This window comes from Ancylobacter polymorphus, assembly GCF_030813495.1.
In the GTDB taxonomy this organism is placed as follows: Bacteria; Pseudomonadota; Alphaproteobacteria; order Rhizobiales; family Xanthobacteraceae; genus Ancylobacter; species Ancylobacter polymorphus.
Window position 1 is genome coordinate 1 of sequence record NZ_JAUSUI010000004.1, and the last position, 18,373, is coordinate 18,373.

General features: G+C 68.4%; 19 protein-coding genes and 1 pseudogene. 10 read left to right on the forward strand and 10 right to left on the reverse strand.

What is annotated here, in order from left to right:
- From J2S75_RS09685 to J2S75_RS09730, 10 genes and pseudogenes are all read right to left on the reverse strand, one after another.
- Positions 1-151, reverse strand: a pseudogene (locus J2S75_RS09685) (NAD(P)(+) transhydrogenase (Re/Si-specific) subunit alpha); the annotation flags it as partial.
- A gap of 8 nt (positions 152-159) precedes the next feature.
- Complete coding sequence (locus J2S75_RS09690) at positions 160-453, reverse strand: aa3-type cytochrome c oxidase subunit IV (RefSeq protein ID WP_244375285.1); 294 nt, start codon at positions 451-453, stop codon at positions 160-162.
- Between the two features lie 88 nt (positions 454-541).
- Positions 542-1,906, reverse strand: a complete 1,365-nt coding sequence (locus tag J2S75_RS09695) for an ABC1 kinase family protein (RefSeq protein ID WP_307019648.1) — start codon at positions 1,904-1,906, stop codon at positions 542-544.
- A 72-nt stretch (positions 1,907-1,978) separates the two neighbouring features.
- On the reverse strand, positions 1,979-2,476 hold the full coding sequence (locus tag J2S75_RS09700; protein ID WP_307019649.1) for a DUF6790 family protein: 498 nt from the start codon (positions 2,474-2,476) through the stop codon (positions 1,979-1,981).
- Positions 2,477-2,504: 28 nt separating this feature from the next.
- Positions 2,505-3,452, reverse strand: a complete 948-nt coding sequence (locus J2S75_RS09705) for a heme-dependent oxidative N-demethylase family protein (protein ID WP_307019650.1) — start codon at positions 3,450-3,452, stop codon at positions 2,505-2,507.
- A gap of 164 nt (positions 3,453-3,616) precedes the next feature.
- Positions 3,617-4,228 (reverse strand): IMPACT family protein, encoded by a 612-nt coding sequence (locus J2S75_RS09710; RefSeq protein WP_307019651.1) that lies wholly within the window; start codon positions 4,226-4,228, stop codon positions 3,617-3,619.
- A gap of 117 nt (positions 4,229-4,345) precedes the next feature.
- Positions 4,346-5,947 (reverse strand): 5-guanidino-2-oxopentanoate decarboxylase, encoded by a 1,602-nt coding sequence (locus J2S75_RS09715; protein ID WP_307019652.1) that lies wholly within the window; start codon positions 5,945-5,947, stop codon positions 4,346-4,348.
- Between the two features lie 51 nt (positions 5,948-5,998).
- Entirely contained in the window at positions 5,999-7,189 is a 1,191-nt protein-coding gene (locus J2S75_RS09720; RefSeq protein WP_307019653.1) for a pyridoxal phosphate-dependent aminotransferase, read from the reverse strand.
- 4 nt (positions 7,190-7,193) lie between these two features.
- A complete protein-coding gene (locus tag J2S75_RS09725; RefSeq protein WP_307019654.1) occupies positions 7,194-7,835 on the reverse strand; it encodes a TetR family transcriptional regulator C-terminal domain-containing protein in 642 nt (213 codons plus the stop codon).
- The gene (locus J2S75_RS09730; protein ID WP_307019655.1) at positions 7,832-8,710 is read right to left on the reverse strand and encodes a dimethylarginine dimethylaminohydrolase family protein; all 879 of its coding nucleotides are present in this window, start codon (positions 8,708-8,710) and stop codon (positions 7,832-7,834) included. Before J2S75_RS09730 ends, J2S75_RS09725 begins: the two co-directional genes overlap by 4 nt.
- Before the next feature lie 239 nt (positions 8,711-8,949).
- Between J2S75_RS09730 and J2S75_RS09735 the strand changes: the two genes are divergently transcribed.
- The 10 genes from J2S75_RS09735 to J2S75_RS09780 all read left to right on the forward strand — a co-directional run bounded on the left by J2S75_RS09735 (position 8,950) and on the right by J2S75_RS09780 (position 18,372).
- Positions 8,950-9,723 (forward strand): ABC transporter ATP-binding protein, encoded by a 774-nt coding sequence (locus J2S75_RS09735; protein ID WP_307019656.1) that lies wholly within the window; start codon positions 8,950-8,952, stop codon positions 9,721-9,723.
- A gap of 49 nt (positions 9,724-9,772) precedes the next feature.
- Positions 9,773-10,534, forward strand: coding sequence for a transporter substrate-binding domain-containing protein (locus tag J2S75_RS09740; protein ID WP_307020063.1), 762 nt, complete (start codon positions 9,773-9,775; stop codon positions 10,532-10,534).
- A 63-nt stretch (positions 10,535-10,597) separates the two neighbouring features.
- On the forward strand, positions 10,598-11,317 hold the full coding sequence (locus tag J2S75_RS09745) for an ABC transporter permease (protein ID WP_307019657.1): 720 nt from the start codon (positions 10,598-10,600) through the stop codon (positions 11,315-11,317).
- A 131-nt stretch (positions 11,318-11,448) separates the two neighbouring features.
- Positions 11,449-12,183, forward strand: coding sequence for an ABC transporter permease (locus J2S75_RS09750; protein WP_307020064.1), 735 nt, complete (start codon positions 11,449-11,451; stop codon positions 12,181-12,183).
- 2 nt (positions 12,184-12,185) lie between these two features.
- Complete coding sequence (locus J2S75_RS09755; protein WP_307019658.1) at positions 12,186-13,355, forward strand: M20 aminoacylase family protein; 1,170 nt, start codon at positions 12,186-12,188, stop codon at positions 13,353-13,355.
- 43 nt (positions 13,356-13,398) lie between these two features.
- Complete coding sequence (locus J2S75_RS09760) at positions 13,399-14,301, forward strand: LysR substrate-binding domain-containing protein (protein WP_307019659.1); 903 nt, start codon at positions 13,399-13,401, stop codon at positions 14,299-14,301.
- Positions 14,302-14,450: 149 nt separating this feature from the next.
- The gene (locus J2S75_RS09765; RefSeq protein WP_307019660.1) at positions 14,451-15,533 is read left to right on the forward strand and encodes an ABC transporter ATP-binding protein; all 1,083 of its coding nucleotides are present in this window, start codon (positions 14,451-14,453) and stop codon (positions 15,531-15,533) included.
- Between the two features lie 18 nt (positions 15,534-15,551).
- Positions 15,552-16,667: an ABC transporter substrate-binding protein gene (locus J2S75_RS09770; protein ID WP_307019661.1), complete on the forward strand. Its 1,116-nt coding sequence runs from the start codon at positions 15,552-15,554 to the stop codon at positions 16,665-16,667.
- Positions 16,668-16,723: 56 nt separating this feature from the next.
- Entirely contained in the window at positions 16,724-17,563 is an 840-nt protein-coding gene (locus J2S75_RS09775; RefSeq protein ID WP_307019662.1) for an ABC transporter permease, read from the forward strand.
- The gene (locus tag J2S75_RS09780) at positions 17,560-18,372 is read left to right on the forward strand and encodes an ABC transporter permease (protein WP_307019663.1); all 813 of its coding nucleotides are present in this window, start codon (positions 17,560-17,562) and stop codon (positions 18,370-18,372) included. Before J2S75_RS09775 ends, J2S75_RS09780 begins: the two co-directional genes overlap by 4 nt.
- The last annotated feature ends 1 nt before the right edge of the window (position 18,373 follow it).

The following is an 18,373-nucleotide window of genomic DNA, read 5'->3' on the forward strand; positions in this document are numbered from 1 at the left end:
CATACTCCCCGTCGCCAATCCCCGACGCCGCCCCCGCCCCCGACGCGACAAAAACCGCCGCACCCAGACCGATATAGCGCTTCACCGTGTCGGCAGACGCGGCGACCCGTGGCTCCGAAGCAGAGCTCTCTTTGACAATCGCGATACGCATGGCTGGTCTCAGGAGGTGATGATCAGGGCGAGCACGAGAACGCCGAGCAGGCCGAACAGCAGCTTCGGCTTGCCGTCTTCCGAGGCGAGGCCGATGGCGCAGGCGGCGACCGAGGCGAGGGTGCCGATGGTGAAGATGCCCCAATGGCCGTTAGCGCCGCCAATGGCGAAGGACACCATGAAGCTGCACAGGGCCAGCGTGCTGACGAGGGTCATCTTGGTGAAGAAGTGGTACGTGCCCCGGTGCTCGGCATAGTCGTTGCCATCCGCCTTGGCGTATTCGGTCACTCCGTGATCGGCCATGTCGACCCCCTCCCAAAGAATAATGATCGCGCGATGCTCCGCTTTAGCGGAAGACTCCGCCTGCGGCAACGGCGCGCGCCGGGGCAGGTCAGCGCAGTCCGGCCTCCACCAGCGCGGCGCCTTGACGCGCCGCCACGCTTTCGGTGGAGAAATCGGCGATCGCTTCCTCGAAAAGCGCGTGGAAATTCAGCTCCGCCTTGAGGTGCAGGAACACCCCGCCAAGGCCGATGGCGGCGCGGTCCATGAAGACGAATTCGCGCGGCACGCGGACCGGGCCCTGTTCCTTCAGCGCCCGGTGCACGGTGAAGGCCTCGCGCCGCCCATAGTCCCCCGGCGCCACGCCGTCGGCGATGGTGCGGACGCGATCGTCGAGCAGCGGGCCATAGATGAAGCGGGCCCAGATGTTGAGCACGTCGATCAGCGCGCGGGAGAGGCCGCGAAAGCCCCAGACCTCATAGGCATGGACGATGCGGGCCTCGTCCCCCGCCTGAAGGCCGCGATAGAGATCGACCACGCCGCCGACGAAGCTGGGCGGGAAGATGCGGATGCAGCCATAGTCGAGCAGATTGATTCCCGCCGGCCGCCCCGCCTCCTCGAACACGGTGTAATTGCCGAGATGCGGGTCGCCATGGATGACGCCGAAGCGGGAAAAGGGCTGCCACCACGCCGCGAACATGGCGCGGGCGATGGCGTTGCGCTCCTCCAGCGGATGGTCGACGAAATCCAGCAGCCGGCGCCCCTCCAGCCAGTCCAGCGTCAGCAGGCGGCCGGTGGAGAGGTCGGGATGCACGCGCGGCACCCGCACCTGCGGGGCCTGCGCCAGCATCGCGGCGTAGAGCCCGGCATGGGCGGCCTCGCGCTTATAGTCCAGCTCCTCGCGCACCCTTTCGCCGATCTCCTCGGCGATGTCTGTCGTGTCGATGGCGGGGTCCATCCGCCGGTGGATGGAAAGCAGCAGGCCGAGCTGCTTGAGGTCCGCTTCCACCGCCGACTGCATGTCGGGATATTGCAGCTTCACCGCCAGGCTGGTGCCATCCAGCGCGCGGGCGCGGTGGACCTGGCCGAGCGAGGCGGCGGCGGCCGGCTCCTTGTCGAAGGAAAGGAAGCGCGCCTGCCAGTCCGGGCCGAGTTCCGCCATCATCCGCCGCTTGACGAAGGCCCAGCCCATGGGCGGGGCCTGGTTCTGCAGCGTGGCGAGTTCCTTGGCGTAGTCCGGCGGCAGCGCGTCGGGGATGGTCGCCATCAGCTGGGCGACCTTCATGATCGGTCCTTTCAGCCCGCCCAGCGCGGCGGCGAGCGCGGCGGCGTCGCCCTGCTTCGCGCCCGTGCCGAACAGCCTGGTGCCGGCCATGCGCGCGGCGACGCCGCCGACGCTGGTGCCGACGCGGGCATAGCGCAGAGCGCGGGCGGAAAGGCGGTTGGCTTCGCGGTCGGGAGAATCGGGGTCGGTCAAGGCAGCCTCACGGATGGCCCATCAGTTAGGCCGCACCGGACGGGAGGCAAGCGTGCCGGCCCCCGCCGTCCATCACCTTTGCGGTACGGGCCCGAGCACGCGCTGGATCAGCAACAGGCCGAGCACGGCGAGCGGCGTGAGGAAATCGGTGTAGAAGATCGGCCCGGCATTGCCGCTGGCCATATTGCCGGTCTCCTCGATCTGGATGGCGTGGCCGATGCCGGCGCCGCCGAGAAAGCCGAGCGCGACGATGCCCACCGCCGCGCGGTAGCCGGGCGAGCCGAGAAAGGCGCCGATCACCCCGGCGACGCCGATGCCGAGATTGGCCATGCCGACCTCGAACTGGAACGGGCTCGGCGCCCAGCCGATGGAGGCCGCCGCCTGGCCGGGGAAGAACACATGCCCCAGAAAGGCCCACAGCCCCATGAGGCCGACCGGCAGCAGCAGGATGTAGCGCAGCAGCTGGTCCACCACGAGCGCGAGCGAGAACGGGTGCGGCCCGCGCCACGACATCAGCAAAGCGAGGCCGATGGCGAGCGCCCAGGCGATCAACGGAACCCAGAAGACCATCAGCCTTTCCCCCCAATGCGCGGCCGGTTCAGGCGCCCGCCGCGAGCCGTTCCAGCGCCGCCGCCACCGCGTCGCGGTGCTCGGTTAGTCCCTTATACGCGAGCTGATCGGCGTCGAGGCCGAGAATCTGCTCGCGCAGCGAGGCGGCGAGGGCGCGCCCTTCCGGGTGGCGGCGGAAGGCGAGGAACGGGTCGACATGGATGCGGATGGTGAACAGCATGTCGCCGCTCTCCGGCAGGCGGCGCAGCGTCTGCCGTTCCACCCGCACGAAGGCTTCCGGGGCGAGATGGGCGGGGTCCTCGAACCAGTGGCGCGGGCGCTCCTTCGATTCGGGGTGGTGCAGTTCGTCATCGGGATAGATCGACCAGTTCACCCGCCACACCGGCTGGTCGACCTTCAGATTCTCGAAAATGCGGTTCATCACCCGGGCGAGCTTGCTCTCATAGCCCGGCACCGCACGGTGAAGTTCGTCGAGCGACTGGCCGAATTTCTCGGTGAGCGACCAGGCGGAGGGGAAGCACAATACGGCGGCGACGAGCCGGTAGCCGGCCTCGCTCTTGCGCAGCAGCACGAGATCGTCGGAGACGATCTGCCCGGCGACGACGAGCGGCGCTTCGCTCTCCTCGTCGAGATCGAAGGTCCGTCCGGTCGCGGCCACGGTGAGGTGCCGGCCCTCCAGCCGGTACTGCGCGGGAAAGCGCGCGGTGAGATGGGCGACGAGAAGCTCCAGCGTCTCGCGCTGCGCCGCGCGGGTGTCCGGCTCCTCGCACACCACGATGTCGCGCCTGTCGCGGATCAACGCCGCGCGCTCTGCCAGCGTGGTGGCGAGATGCGCGTCGGGCTCGATCCACTCCGCGAGGTCGAGCGGGGCGAGGCCGACGGAAAACGCCTTGCGCGACCCGTCATAGGGGGTGTGGGCGAAGGCGTCGGCAATGGGCTCGGCGGCGGGAGAGGTCGGGGGGGCGGCGATGTTCATCGAAGCGTGCTCGGCTGGCGGATGCGGGAAGAGGCCCGCGCCGGTCCAGCTTAGAACCTGTGCAGGGTTTTCGTCAGCCCAAATTGTCGCCAGCCGGCGCCGGATGCCATGCTGAAAACGCAGGGCCCGAGCCGAGGGCGGGGGCGGGCGTCAGACCTCGCGCGTCAGGCGTCGGGCGTCCCGTCCTGCCATCGCAGCCGCGAGCGTCCGCTGGTGAGGTCGGACAGCGCCCGCGCGAGCTGTTCGGCCTGCGCGGCCGGGGCGGCGAGGGAAAGGATGGCGCCGCTCGCGGTGAAGGACTCGACCGCGACCTCGACGCCGGGCAGGGCGCCGAGCCGAGCCTGCACCAGAGCGAGATCGCTGAAGCCGCATTCCGCCGTCCCCGCCACGGTCTCCACCACCGCCACCTTGGCGGCCTCGCGCAGGCATTGCGCGGCGGTGCCGCCATAGGCGCGCACCAGCCCGCCGCTGCCGAGCAGAATGCCGCCGAACCAGCGCGTGACCACGACGGCGACCCGGTCGAGACCCTGCCCGTCGAGCGCGGCGAGAATCGGCTTGCCGGCGGTGCCGGAAGGCTCGCCGTCATCGCTGAAGCGGTAGGCGGCGCCGATCCGCCATGCCCAGCAATTGTGATTGGCCCCAGGATCGGACTGCGCGGCGATGAACGCCTTCGCCGCCGCCTCGTCGGCCACGGGCGCGGCCGCCGCGCGGAAGCGGCTTTTCTTGATCTCCTGCTGGCACAGGGCCACGTCAATGAGGGTGAAGCGCTCGACCATGGCCCCGTCTAGAGCAATTCCGGCGAAAATGCCTAGCTCGGCTGTTGCCGCCGGACCGGAAAGGCCCGCCCGCCCGCGCCTTTCTCCCGTGCGGGCTGGCTGGAAACCGACGGCGCGTCAGGCGGTGGCGCCGCGTGTCCGCGTCTGGTGAATCTCGATTAGGCTCGGCCCGTTACGCTCCTTCGCGGCGGTGAGTGCCGCGCCGAGCTCGCTCACATCCGAAAGGCGGAGCGCAGGCACGCCATAGGCCCCGGCCATGCCCAGGAAATCCGGCGGCGACGGCTTCACGCCCTCCGGGGTGATGCCGTTCGCGACCATGTAGGTCTCGATCTCCTGATAGCCGTCATTGTTCCACACGAGAAAGATCACCCGTGTCCCGGCATCGACCGCCGAGCCGATCTCGGCGAGGGAGAACTGGAACCCGCCATCGCCGGTGAGGCAGACGACCGGACGATCCGGCGCGCCGAGCGCCGCGCCGATGGCGGCCGGAGGGCCATAGCCCAGCGCGCCGAAGCCGGTCGCGGCATTGAACCAGGCGCGCGGGCGGGCGAGATCGAGATAGAGATTGCCGGCATAGACGGCCTGGGTGGAATCCCCGACCACGAGCGCGTCCGGCAGCGCGGCGTAGATCGCCTCGATCACGCCGATTTCGGTGCGGATCTTCGGCGTCAGCTCCTGCCAGGCCGCCTCGCGCGTCGCCGCCGCCCGCGCCGCGCCATCGCCGCTGCGGGCGGCAACAAGCGGGAGGAGGCCATCGACCGCCGCTTCCACCGTCGACAGCACGGGCAGGTCCGCGTGCGGCGCGCGCGCGAGCTGGAGCGGGTCGATGTCCACGCGCACGAAACGGGCGAGCGGCGGGAACCGGCCATCGTCATACATGTCGTAATCGGTCTGGCCCATTTCGGTGCCGAGCCCGATGACGAGATCCGCCTCGGCGATGAGCCGGCGGGTGGCCGCAAGGCTCGGGCTCGCCGGCACGCGCAGGGGATGGCCGGCCATGAGGCCGCGGGCGTTCACCGTCATGACCACGGGTGCGTCGAGCTTTTGCGCCAGCGCTTCGACCGCGCCCGCCGCCGCGACGGCGCCGCCGCCGCACATCAGCACGATGCGCCGGGCCTCATCGCACAGGGCGGCGAGCTGGCGCAGCGTCGCCGCCGCCGCGCCGGGGCGGGCCGGCACGGTGGCCCTGGCGACGATCTCGCCGGCCGGCAGGGGCATCACATCGGTGGGGATTTCGATATGCACCGGCCCCGGCCGCACGGACCCCATGACCGCGAAGGCCTGCGCCACCACCGAGGCGAGGTCGGCCGGGTCGTTCAGCGTCCAGGACGCGGCGGCGAAACTCTTCATCAGTGCCGCCTGATCCGGCAGCTCGTGCAGATAGCCGAGGCCCTGGCCGAGCGAGGCGCGCCGGTTGACGCCTGAAATCACCAGCATGGGCACGGAATCCTGCCGCGCCTGCGCCATGGCGGTGATGGTGTTGGTGAGCCCCGGCCCGGTGATGACCAGCGCCACGCCCGGCTTGCCGGTGACGCGGGCATAGCCATCGGCCATGAAGCCCGCGCCCTGCTCATGGCGCGGGGTGATGTGGCGGATTTTCGCGCCGGCGAGGCCGCGATAGAGCTCGACCGTGTGCACGCCGGGAATGCCGAACACCACCTCGACGCCATTGGCTTCCAGGAGGTCGATCAGCGCCTCCCCAACCGTTTTCGTACCCATGACCGCTCCTCCCACCCCGCCTTGCCCGCCAGTGGCCGGCGCCACCGAATTCTAGGCCCGTCTCGCCTTCCGCAGACCCGAGCGCGCGGCCAGCGCCGCCATGCGCCGGCACGCTTCTTCGATCCTGTCGTCCGGTACCGTCAGGCTGATGCGGATGAAATCCCGGGCCTCGGCACCGAAGGCGGAGCCGGGCATGACCGCGACCTCTTCCTCGTTCAGCAGGGCCCAGGCGAAGGCTTCGCCGTCCATGCCGGTGCCGCTGACATCGACGACGATGAACATGCCGGCCTCGGGCGGGAATGGCACCAGCCCCGGCGCCTCCGCCAGCATGGTGGCGATGAGGGCGGCGCGCCGGCGATAGGCGGTGCGCATGAGGGCGGAGGTGCCGATGGGGTTGTCGAGCGCATGCGCGGTCATGTCGGCGATGAAGGGCTGCTGGCCGAACAGCATGGTTTCCGACACCGCCAGAAGGCGGGCGCAGAATTCGGCCGGCCCGATGGCCCAGCCGCTGCGGAAGCCCGGCGCGGCGTGCGATTTCGAGATGGAGGAACAGACGATGGTGCGCTCGGCCAGCGCGGGATCGTCGAAGGGCGAGGCGAAGCGGCCTTCGAGGATCAGTTCCTCATAGACCTCGTCGGAGACGATCCACAGATCGTGGCGGCGGCAGACCTCGCCGATGGCGGCGATCTCCTCGGCGGTGAGCACGGCGCCGGTGGGGTTGTGCGGCGTGTTGAGCAGCAGCACGCGGGAATGCGGGGTGATCGCCCGCTCAAGATCCGCCGCCTGCATGTGGAAGCCCTTTTCCGGGCGCAGCGGCACGGGGATCATCTCGGCGCCGGTGGCGCGGACGACGCCCTCATAGGTGGCGTAGAGCGGATCGCCCACCAGCACCGCGTCGCCGGTCTCGACCAGGCCGAGCATGACGGCGAACAGCGCGGTCTGGGTGCCGGGAAAGCACAGCACATTGTCGCCGGTCACGCCCGGCCGGCGCCCGGCGTATTTGCGCACCAGAGCGTCGACCACCACCGGCTCGCCGCGCCCGTTGGAATAGCGGTGCCGGCCGGCCGCCATGGCGCGCGTCGCTTCCGCGATCAGCCGCTCATGCGGCGGCAGGTCCGGCTCGCCGATGGTCAGCTCGATGATGGACCGGCCGGCGGCCTTGCGGCGGCGGCCCTCGACATGGACGGCCCATTTCTCGGAGCCGAGGCGGGCGAGCCTGTCGGTGATGGATGCGTAGCGCATTGGGCTACTCCCGGTCGCGATCGGTGGGGGTTGGCGCGGCGATCGGGTGGCCGATCAGCGCCTCGACGGAGGAAAAGGCGATCGAGACCAGTTCGCTTTCCTCGAAAAGTTCGCCGGCGAGGCAGCCTTCCAGCCAGAGGCCGTCCAGAATGCCGTTGATGGCGATGGCGAGCGCGCGGATGCGCGCCGGGGTGACGGGCGCGCCCCGGCCGGCGAGAAAATCCGCCAGCAATTCTTCCAGTTCGGCGCGGAAGCTCAGATAGCCCTCGCGGTGGATCGCCGCGAGAGCGGGGTCGACGCTGACCCGGCTGATGAACGCCGCCCAGAGCGAGAGGCTGCGGCTGTTGGCGACGGGCTCGGTCAGGTTGACGAAGATGAAGTCCGACAGCCGCTGCTCCGGCGTGCCCTCAAGATTCTTCGCCTTCTCGGTCAGCCGGGCGATGAGGACCTTGTAGGCTTCCTGGAGGATGATGTCCTTGGAGGCGAAATAATGCCGGATCAGCCCCGCCGTCACCCCGGCCCGTGTCGCGATCTGGCGCACCGTGGCGCCCTGCAGCCCGGCTTCCGAAATGCAGTCGAGCGTCGCCTCGATGAGGTCGTGCCGACGCTCGGCCTCGGTGCCCCTATGGAAATCCCGGCGGGTCATGCCGCGCGACGCAGCACGGGCCGCGTCAGGCAGGTGGGGCCGCCCTCGCAGGCGATGCACAGCGCGTCCGCCGCGAAGGTCGAAACCGTGCAGCCGGCGGCCTCCATCGCCGCTTTGGTGGCGGGGAAGCCCTCGACCATGATCACCTCGTTCGGGCGTGTCGGCAGCACGTTGAGCGAGAGGCCGTTGCTGGCGTGGAACTCGTCGGCCGGGGCTTCGATCAGGCGGATGCCGCGCGCCTTCAGCAGCTGGTAGAACGCGGCCGGCAGAAGCGGGGCGAAGACGAGGGCGAGATCGTCGGCCAAGGGGCTGATGACGCTCATGAGATGCAGGCAGGCTTCTTCCCCGTGCCAGAGCGGCAGGTCGAAGCCCAGCACGGCGATGCCATGAGGGGCGAGGAGGGCGCCGAGCTGGTCGATGCCCGCCTGATTGGTGCGCACGCCGCGCCCGACAATGAGGGTGCGCGCATCCAGCCACACGCAGTCGCCGCCCTCCACCGTGCCGGGGGCCTCGATGCGCCCGAGGATCGGGATCTGGCGCTCGGCATAGGCCCGCTCATGCAGCGCAGGCTCTCCGGCGCGCAGCGGCTTGCCCATGCGCAGGATCACCGCGCCATGATCGGACATCAGCGAGGGGTCATGGGTGAACATGGCATCGGCCAGCCCGTCGCCGGGATCGTCCAGCCAGAGGATCTCGGCGCCGGACTGTTCGACCAGGCGGGCGAAGGCGCCATATTGCTCGACGGCTTTCGCCCCGTTGAAGGTCGGGCCGTAATGCCACTGCGCCGGGTCCGCCGCGAGGAGGCTCGGGCCCGGGCGCCGCATGAGCACGCGCTGCAGCGGCGCCGACATTTCCTGCGACCCGAAAGGCGACATATGATACCTCTTGGCGAGCGGCTGCCAAATTTTTGGCACTGCACAAAAACGTTGCGGTCCGATTAGTTATACGCTTGAATAACTGCTAAGGAAAGTGCATCGTTAACCCGTGAAATGACCCGACGCCGGAAAGCGTCGCCCTGGCCGGTCCTGCGGCGGGGCGCGCGAGGGTGTTGGAAGGGAAAGAGGGACGGCATGAGCCAGATGCCTTGGTCTCGGCCTGCGGAGGCGCCCATCCGATGACGGAGCGCGCCGAGGCCATCGCCATTCGCGACCTGCACAAGCATTTCGGTGCGCTGGAGGTCCTCAAGGGCATCTCGCTCACGGCGCATGAAGGCGATGTCATCGCCATCATTGGCGGTTCCGGCTCCGGCAAATCGACGCTGCTGCGCTGCATCAACATGCTGGAAGTGCCCAGCCGTGGCTCCGTCGCCATTCGCGGCGAGGAAATCGCGCTGAAGCCGAACGGCGTCGGCGGGCTGACCACGGCGGACCGGCGGCAGGTGCAGCGCCTGCGCTCCCGCCTCGGCATGGTGTTCCAGAGCTTCAACCTCTGGCAGCACATGACCATTCTGCAGAATGTCATCGAGGCGCCGGTGCATGTGCTCGGCGTGCCGAAGGCCGAGGCGGTGGCGCGCGGCGAGGCGCTGCTGCGGCGTGTCGGCCTGTTCGACAAGCGCGACGCCTATCCCGCCTTCCTCTCCGGCGGCCAGCAGCAGCGGGCCGCGATCGCCCGCGCCCTCGCCGTCCAGCCGCATGTGATGCTGTTCGACGAACCGACCTCGGCGCTCGACCCCGAACTGGTCGGCGAGGTGCTGACCGTCATCGGCGATCTCGCCCGCGAGCAGCGCACCATGATCCTGGTGACGCATGAGATGAAGTTCGCCCGCAATGTCGCCAGCCACATCGTGTTCCTGGCCCATGGCGTGATCGAGGAGCAGGGCCCGCCGGAACAGATCTTCGGCGATCCAAAATCGGAGCGGCTGAAGAAGTTCATCAGCTCCAGCCACTGAAAAAGCCCAAAAACCAGAGGGGACAAGCATGAAACACGCATTCAGGACGATGATCGCCGCTGCCGTCATCGGCATGGCCGGCATTTGCGGCGCCGCCGCCGAACCGCTCAAGGTCGGCTTTGCCGCCGAGCCCTATCCGCCCTTCGCCTCGCCGGACGCCAGCGGCAAGTGGGAAGGCTGGGAAGTCGAGTTCATGGAGGCCATGTGCAAGCAGGCCAAGCTCGAATGCGTGATCACGCCCGTTGCCTGGGACGGCATCATCCCGGCGCTGACCTCGAAGAAGATCGACATGATCGTCGGCTCGATGTCGATCACGCCCGAGCGGCTGAAGACCATCGACTTCTCCGACAAGTACTACAACACGCCGACCGGCGTGATCGGCCCCAAGAGCGAGAAATTCACCGCAACGCCCGAGGGGCTGAAGGGCAAGACCATCGGCGTGCAGGTCGCCACCATCCACCAGGACTATGCCAACAAATATTTCGGCAAGGCCGGCGCGACCGTGAAGGAATACCAGACGCAGGATGAGGCCAATGCCGACCTCGCGGCCGGGCGCCTCGACGCGGTGCAGGCCGACGCCATCGCGCTCGCCGCCTTCCTCAGTACCGACCAGGGCAAGCAGTGCTGCGATCTCAAGGGCAATGTGAAGGATGACCCGGAAATCCTCGGCGCCGGCGTGGGCGTGGGCCTGCGCAAGGGCGACACCGAGCTGAAGGACAAGATCAACGCCGCCATCAAGGCGATCCGCGCCAACGGCACGTACGACAGCTTCTCCAAGAAGTATTTCGACTTCGACATCTATGGCGGCTGATCCTGTGCGGGCCGGGCCGGCAGGGGATGCCGGCCCGCGCCCGCCGGAGCCCGGGAGGGGCAGATGGCGGCCGACCTGATCAATTGGGGCCTGCTGGCGCTGGAGCCGCCCGGTTGGGGCGGCGTGCTGCTCGGCGGGCTGATGAACTCGCTCAAGATCGCCTTTGGCGGCTACGCGCTCGGCCTCGTGCTCGGCACGGGCGGCGCCTTCGGCAAGCTCTATGGCGGGCCGGTGACCAGGGACCTGATGGAGGTCTACACCACGCTGGTGCGCGCGGTGCCGGAGCTGGTGCTGATCCTGCTGCTCTATTACGCCGGTACGGATTTGCTCAACCGTCTCTCCGCCGCGCTGGGCTATGGGTCGGTGGACATCAGCGGGCTGGCGGCCGGCATCTTCGTCATCGGCGTGGTGCAGGGGGCCTATTCGACCGAGGTGCTGCGCGGGGCCATTCTCGCCGTGCCGGCCGGGCAGATCGAGGCGGCGCGCGCCTTCGGCATGTCGCCGCTGATGGTGCTGCGGCGGGTGACGCTGCCGGCCATGCTGCCGCATGCGCTGCCGGGGCTGTCCAATCTCTGGCTGATCTGCACCAAGGACACGGCGCTGCTCGCGGTGGTCGGCTTCAGCGAACTGACGCTGGTGACGCGGCAGGCGGCGGGCACGACCAAGGCCTATATGCTGTTCTTCTGCGCGGCGGGCGTGCTGTATCTGCTGCTGACGCTGGCTTCCACCCTCGTCATCCGCTTCATCGAGGCCCGCGCCCGGCGCGGCTGGGTGGCGCGATGACGCCCGAGCGCCGCGCCGGCGCGCCGGAGCCGCTGGTGGAGCTTCCGCCGGAGGAAAGCACGCTCGAGGCGACGGCGCTGACCCGCCTGCCGAGCGGGCGCGGTTTCCTTGAGCCGCATCGCCTCGCGCTGATGGCGGTGGCGGCGGTGCTGGTGTTCTGCGCCGCGTGGTTCATGCGCTGGGACTGGCTGCCAACCTATGCGGGCGCGCTCGTCTCCGGCGTCGGCGTCACGCTGCTGATGCTGGTGAGCACGGCGCTGCTCGGCTTCGTGCTGGCGGTGCCGATCGGGCTGGTGCAGGTGACGGGGCCGTGGTGGCTGAGCCTGCCGGCGCAGGGCTTTTGCACCATCATCCGCGGCACGCCGCTGCTGCTGCAGCTCTGGCTGCTCTATTACGGGCTCGGCTCGCTGTTTCCGCAATTCCCGGAAATCCGCCAGTCCTTTCTCTGGCCCTATCTGCGCGAAGCCTGGCCCTATGGCGTGGCGGCGCTGACCTTTTCCTTCGCGGCCTATGAGGGCGAGGTGATGCGCGGCGCCTTTGCCGGCGTGCCGAGGGGCGAGCTGGAAGCGGCCCGCGCTTACGGCATGAGCCGCTGGAAACTGTTCTGGCGCATCTGGCTGCCACGCGCCGTGCACCGCGCCTTGCCCACGCTCAATGGCGAGACCGTGCTGCAGCTGAAGGCGACCCCGCTCGTCGCCACCATCACGGTGATCGATGTCTATGCCGTCATCTCCAAGATCCGGCAGGTGACCTATCTCACCTATGAACCGCTGCTGCTGCTCGCGCTGATCTACCTTATCCTCACCGCTTTGCTGGTGGCGGGATTCCGCTATTTCGAGAACAGAATACCCAACCGGAGTGCCTGAACATGAACGCGCGCGCCACGCTCACCAATGCGATGCCGGAATTGGTCGCGCTGCGCCGGGACCTTCATGCCCATCCCGAACTCGGCCTTGAGGAGGTGCGCACCTCCGACCTCATCGCCCGCGAACTGACCGCGCTCGGCTATCAGGTCACGCGCGGGCTCGCCAAGACCGGGCTGGTGGCGACGCTGTCCCAGGGCAGCAGCGGGCGCTCGGTCGGGGTGCGGGCCGATATCGACGCGCTGCCGATCCTTGAGGAAACCGGCCTGCCCTATGCCAGCACGACGCCGGGGCTGATGCATGCCTGCGGCCATGACGGGCACACCGCCATGCTGATCGGCGCGGCGCGCGCCATCGCCGAGCGGCGCAATTTCGACGGCACGGTGCATCTCATCTTCCAGCCGGCGGAAGAGAATTTCGGCGGGGCGAAGATCATGGTGGAGGAGGGGCTGTTCGACCGCTTCCCCTGCGACGCGGTGTTCGCCCTGCACAATGACCCCGACGTGCCCTTCGGCACCTTCGTGTTCCGCGACGGGCCGATCATGGCGGCGGTCGATGAATGCCGCATCACCGTGCATGGCCGCGGCGGGCACGGGGCCGAACCGCAGTCGACGGCCGATCCCATCGTCGCCGGGGCGTCCATCGTCATGGCGCTGCAATCCATCGTCGCGCGCAATATCCACCCCATGGACCCGAGCGTGATCACGGTCGGCGCCTTCCATGCCGGGGCGGCGAGCAATGTCATTCCCGAGCGCGCCGAACTGGTGGTCGGCATCCGCTCCTTCGATCCGGGCGTGCGCGACGAGCTGGAGCGCCGCATTCGGCTGATCGCCGAGGGGCAGGCGGCGAGCTACGGCATGACCGCGACGGTGGACTATCAGCGCAGCTATGACGCCACCATCAACCACGCGGCGGAGACGGACTTCCTGCGCGCGCTCGCCACCCGTTTCGCCGGGGCGGACAAGGTGCGCGAAATGGCGCGTCCCAGCATGGGCAGCGAGGATTTCGCCTATATGCTGAAGGAGCGGCCGGGCAGCTATTTCTTCCTCGGCGGAAGGGTGTCGGAAGCCGACCGCCCGCTCCACCATCCCGGCTATAATTTCAACGACGATCTGCTGCCGATCGGCGCCGCCTTCTGGACCGAACTGGTCGAGTCCTATCTGAAACCGGCGTGAGCGGGCACGGGGCGCGGTTGCGGCGGGCGAAAGACGAGGTTTCATGCGAGTGCCCTCGACACAGGCGCTGCGGGCGCTGGAAGCCTTCGCCCGGCATGGCACGGTCTGGCAGGCGGCGGCGGAGCTGAACATCACCCGCAGCGCGGTCAGCCACCAGCTGCGCTTCCTCGAACAGGATCTCGGCTTCGCTTTGCTCCAGCGCGCCGGCAAGGGCGTGAGCCTGACGCCGCAGGGCAAGCGCTACGCCGCCGATGTCCGCACCGCTCTGGCCCTGCTGGCTGACGCGGCGGTGCAATATGGCGATCGCGGCCTGCTGCAGGGGGCGATCACCATCAGCTCGACGCCGGGCTTCGCCACCTTCTGGCTCTGCACCCATATCGCCGAGTTCCGCCAGCTTCACCCCGGCGTGACGCTGCGCATCGTCACCCCGCCGCGCCTGGAGGATGTCGACGCGCCGGGCGTCGACGCCTTCATCGCCTATGGCGACGGCGACTGGCCGCGCCACAGCGTGGAACTGCTGAGCGTCGTCGACTTCATGCCGGTGTGCAGCCCGGTGCTGCTCAACCAGCTCGGGGGCTTGAGCGAGCCGGTGGACGTGTTCCGCACGGTGCTGCTGCATCTCGACGGGCTCGGCGACTGGTTCACCTGGCTGTCGGCGGCCGGTGTCGTGGCGCCGCGCACCGATCAGGGCGTGGTCTTCTCCGACATGAACCTCGTCCTGGCAGCGGCGCTGGCGGGGCAGGGGATCGCCATCGGCGACAATTTCGTCTGCCGGCAGGCGGTGGAGACCGGGCGGCTGGTGGTGCCGTTCGATCTCACCATCCGCGCCTCGCGGGCCTATTACTTCGTCACCCCGCGCGACCGCCCCGGCAATCCCGCGATACAGGCCTTCGCGGACTGGCTGAAATCACGCCTCGTCCAGACCGCGCCTGTCATGCGGATATGAGTGCCGAATAGATAGGCGGCGCATTATCCGTGCTTAGCACGCCACCAATGGCGTGAATTTATAGCTACAGCATTCGGCAGTTTTATTCATTTGAGGTGAGCGGATCACGAGATTAGGATTTCTACATATACAGGGAGCACGCGGCAAACGTGAGCAAGCGCGCGGTCGGGTTGCAGGCGGTCGGGATCGGCAAAACCTTCGGCCACTTCACGGCGCTGGAGGACATCACGCTCGACATCGCGGCGGGTGAGTTCCTGACCCTGCTCGGTCCTTCGGGGTCCGGCAAGACCACCTTCCTCATGGTGCTCGCCGGTTTCCAGGCCGCGAGCACGGGCCGGCTGTTCAGCGACGGCACCGACATCACCCGCAGCCGGGCGGAGGACCGTTCCTTCGGCATGGTGTTTCAGGGCTATGCGCTGTTTCCGCACAAGAGCGTCGCGCAGAACATCGCCTTTCCGCTGCAGGTGAGGGGCGTGGCGCGCGAGGACATCGCCCGCCGGGTCGACGCCATCATCGCCCGCGTCGGGCTGGTGGGGCACGCGAACAAGCGCCCCGCCCAGCTGTCGGGCGGGCAGCAGCAGCGCGTGGCGCTGGCCCGCGCGCTGGTGTTCGAGCCGCCGGTGCTGCTGCTCGACGAGCCGTTTTCCGCTCTCGATAAGCATTTGCGCGGCCGTATGCAGGACGAGGTGGCGCGGCTGCATGGCGAGTTCGGCACCACCTTCGTCTTCGTCACCCATGACCAGAGCGAGGCGCTGTCGCTGTCCTCGCGCATCGCCATCTTCAACCATGGCCGGCTGCTTCAGGTCGGCGCGCCGCGCGACATCTATGAGCGCCCGTCGAGCCGCTTCGTCGCCGAGTTCCTCGGCGAGATCAACCTGCTGCCGGTGGGCGGCATCGGCCATTGCGCGCGCGGCACCAGCGGCCTGTTCGAGGAGGTGCGCCTCACCGCGCCACGGCATGAAAACCTTAACGGCAGTGCCGTGCTGGCGGTGCGGCCCGAGCACATGTCGGTCAGCCCCGAGCCGCCGGCAGAGGGCAATGGCGTGCCCGCCCGGCTCGCCGGCACCACCTATCTCGGCTCGGCGATGCGCCTTGCCTTCGCCACACGCAGCGGCACCCCGCTGACCGTGACCCTGCCGAGCGAGGCCGCCGGCCGCATCCTCGCCCATGGGCCGGATGTCTGGGTGACCTGGTCCTTCGAGAATGGCTTCCTTCTTCCAGAGCAAAGCTGAAAACAGCAGGAGCACGCCGTGAACGACGCATTCCAGAAAGACTGCCTCGACATTCTCGCGGCGAAGGCCGCGCGTGGCGAGATCGACCGCCGCCGCTTCACCCAGCTCGCCGCGATGGTCTTCGGCGGCGCGACCCTGCTCCTGCGCACGCCCGAGGCGCTGGCGCAGGTGCGCCAGCTCGTGCTGGTCAATTGGGGCGGCGACGCGCTGAAGGCCTATGACAAGGCCTATGGCCAGCCCTTCGAGAAGGCGACGGGCATCGTCGTCAAGGAGGACGGCACCGGCCCGACCGAGGGCGCCATCGCCGCCCAGTTCAAGAGCGGCAAGCCGACCTGGGATATCGTCGATGCCGACCCGTTCTCGGCCATCTCGCTCGGCAAGCAGGGGATGATCGAGCCGATCGACTATACGATCGTCGACAAGACGAAGATGCGGCCCGGCTTCGACTGGGAATATGCCGCCTCGACCTATTTCTTCTCCTATGTCCTTGCCTATGACGCGGAGAAATACGGCGCCAATCCGCCCAAGACCATGGCCGACTTCTTCGATGTGAAGACGTTCCCGGGCAAGCGCACCATGTATAAATGGGGCGCGGGCATGTGGGAGGCGGCGCTGCTGGCCGATGGCGTCGCTCCCGACAAGCTCTACCCGCTCGATCTCAAGCGCGCCCATGCCAAGATCGCCGCGCTGAAGCCGGATGTCGCGGCCTATTGGGGCGGCGGCGCGGAGAGCCAGCAGCTGATGCTGAGCGGCGATGCCTCGATGGGGCTGATCTGGTCGACCCGCGCCTCGCTGATCGAGAAGGATTCCGGCGGCCAGATCAAGTTCACCTGGAACCAGGGCCTGCTGTCGCCGGGCGCGCTGGCGGTAATCAAGAACAATCCCGGCGGCAAGGAGAACGCGATGAAGTTCATCGCCTCCACCTCCGTGCCCGAGCGCCAGCTGGTCATGTTCGAGATGCTGGGGCAGGGACCGGCCAATCCGGCGACCGATGCGCTGATCCCCGCCGACCAGCGCCGCTACAACCCGGTCGATCCCGCCAATATGAAGGGCCAGGCCGTGCTCGACATGCCCTGGTACGCCGACAATTACGGCGCCGCGCTCGACGAGTTCACCAAGGTCATCTCGGCCTGAGGCCCGCGCCCTCCCGCGTGGCGCGCGGGAGGGCTTTTCCTCCGACGGATTCCCCCATGCGCCCGCGCTCCGCCTTCTGGCCCGCACTCGCCCTGACAGCGCCTCTGGTGCTGTTCCTGGCGTTTGCCTATGCGCTGCCCTTCCTTGGCGTCGCGCTGTGGAGCGTGACCCTGCCGGAGCCGGGAGTGGGCCAGTATGAGCGGCTGGTGAGCGATCCGCTGGTGCTGTCGGTGTTCCTGCGCACCTTCCGCATCTGTTTCCTCGTCACGCTGATCGCGGTGGCCTGCGCCTATGCCGTCACCTATGTCTGGGTGCGGGGCTCAAGGATGCAGCGCCGGCTCATCGAGATCTGCATCTTTGTCCCGTTCTGGATTTCGCTGCTGACGCGCGCCTTTGGCTGGCTGGCGCTGCTGTCCAATCGCGGCATCGTCAATAGCTGGCTGCAGGCGCTCGGCCTCATCGACGCGCCGCTGGCGCTGGTGCGCAACGAGCCGAGCGTGATCGCCGGCATGGTGCATGTGCTCATTCCCTTCGCCGTGCTGCCGCTCGCCTCCGCGATGCGGGCGGTGGACGAGCGGGTGCTGCTCGCGGCCCGTGGCATGGGCGCCTCGCGCCTGCGCATCTTCTGGTCGGTGTTCTTTCCCATGACGCTGCCCGGCGTGATCGGCGCGACGCTGATCGTCTTCGTGTTCAGCCTCGGCTTTTTCGTCACCCCGGCCATTCTCGGCGGCGGCCGTTCGATCATGGTGGCCGAACTGGTGTATCTGCGCATGTTCCAGAGCCCCGACTGGGGGCTGGGCGCAGCGATCAGCGTGGCGCTGGTCGTTCTCGTCGCCGCGCTGATGGGCCTGCTCGCGCGCTTCGCCCGGCTCGGGCTGATGGGGAGCGGGCGATGAAAATCCAGCGTCCCGGACCCGTCGCGGTCGTGCTTGCGCTGTTGGTGGGGGTGTTCCTGCTGCTGCCGCTGCTGGCGGTGGTGCCGATTTCCTTCACCCCCGGCCGGCTGCTGACCCTGCCCAAGGGCAGCCTGTCGCTGACCCATTACCGCACGCTGTTCGAGAATCCGGACTGGCTCGCCAGCATCCTGCTGAGCGCGCGCATCGCGCTGTTCACCAGCGTGATCGCGACCGGGCTGGCGACCAGCTTCGCGCTCGGCATCTGGATGCTGCAGCCGCGCTTTTCCCAGCTGCTGGTCGGCTTCGTGCTGCTGCCGATGATCGTGCCGCCGGTGGTTTCCGCGATGACGCTGTATTTCCTGCTCACCGGCATGTCGCAGGTCTCGCACGCCATCGGCTTCGACAGCGTGATCGGCGTCACCCTCGCCCATGTGGTGATGACGGTGCCTTTCGCGGTGGTGATGGTGCTGGTGGCGCTGGCGCAGGTCGACCGGCGCATCGACCTCGCCGCGCGCGGCATGGGGGCGGGAATCGTCCAGCGCATCGTGCATGTCATCCTGCCCAATATCGGCTTCGGCGTGGCGACGGCGGCGCTGCTGGTCTTCGTCCTGTCCTGGGAGGAGATCGGCGTCACGCTGTTCATCACCAGCGTCGACGCGATCACCCTGCCGCGCCTGATGTGGATGGGGCTGCGCGACAATGTCGATCCCGCCGTCGCCGCCATTTCCGTCGTGCTGATCGTGGTCACGACGCTGATCCTGCTGGCCCGCATGGCGCTGCAGCGCCGCCCCGATTTCGAGGAGGAATGAG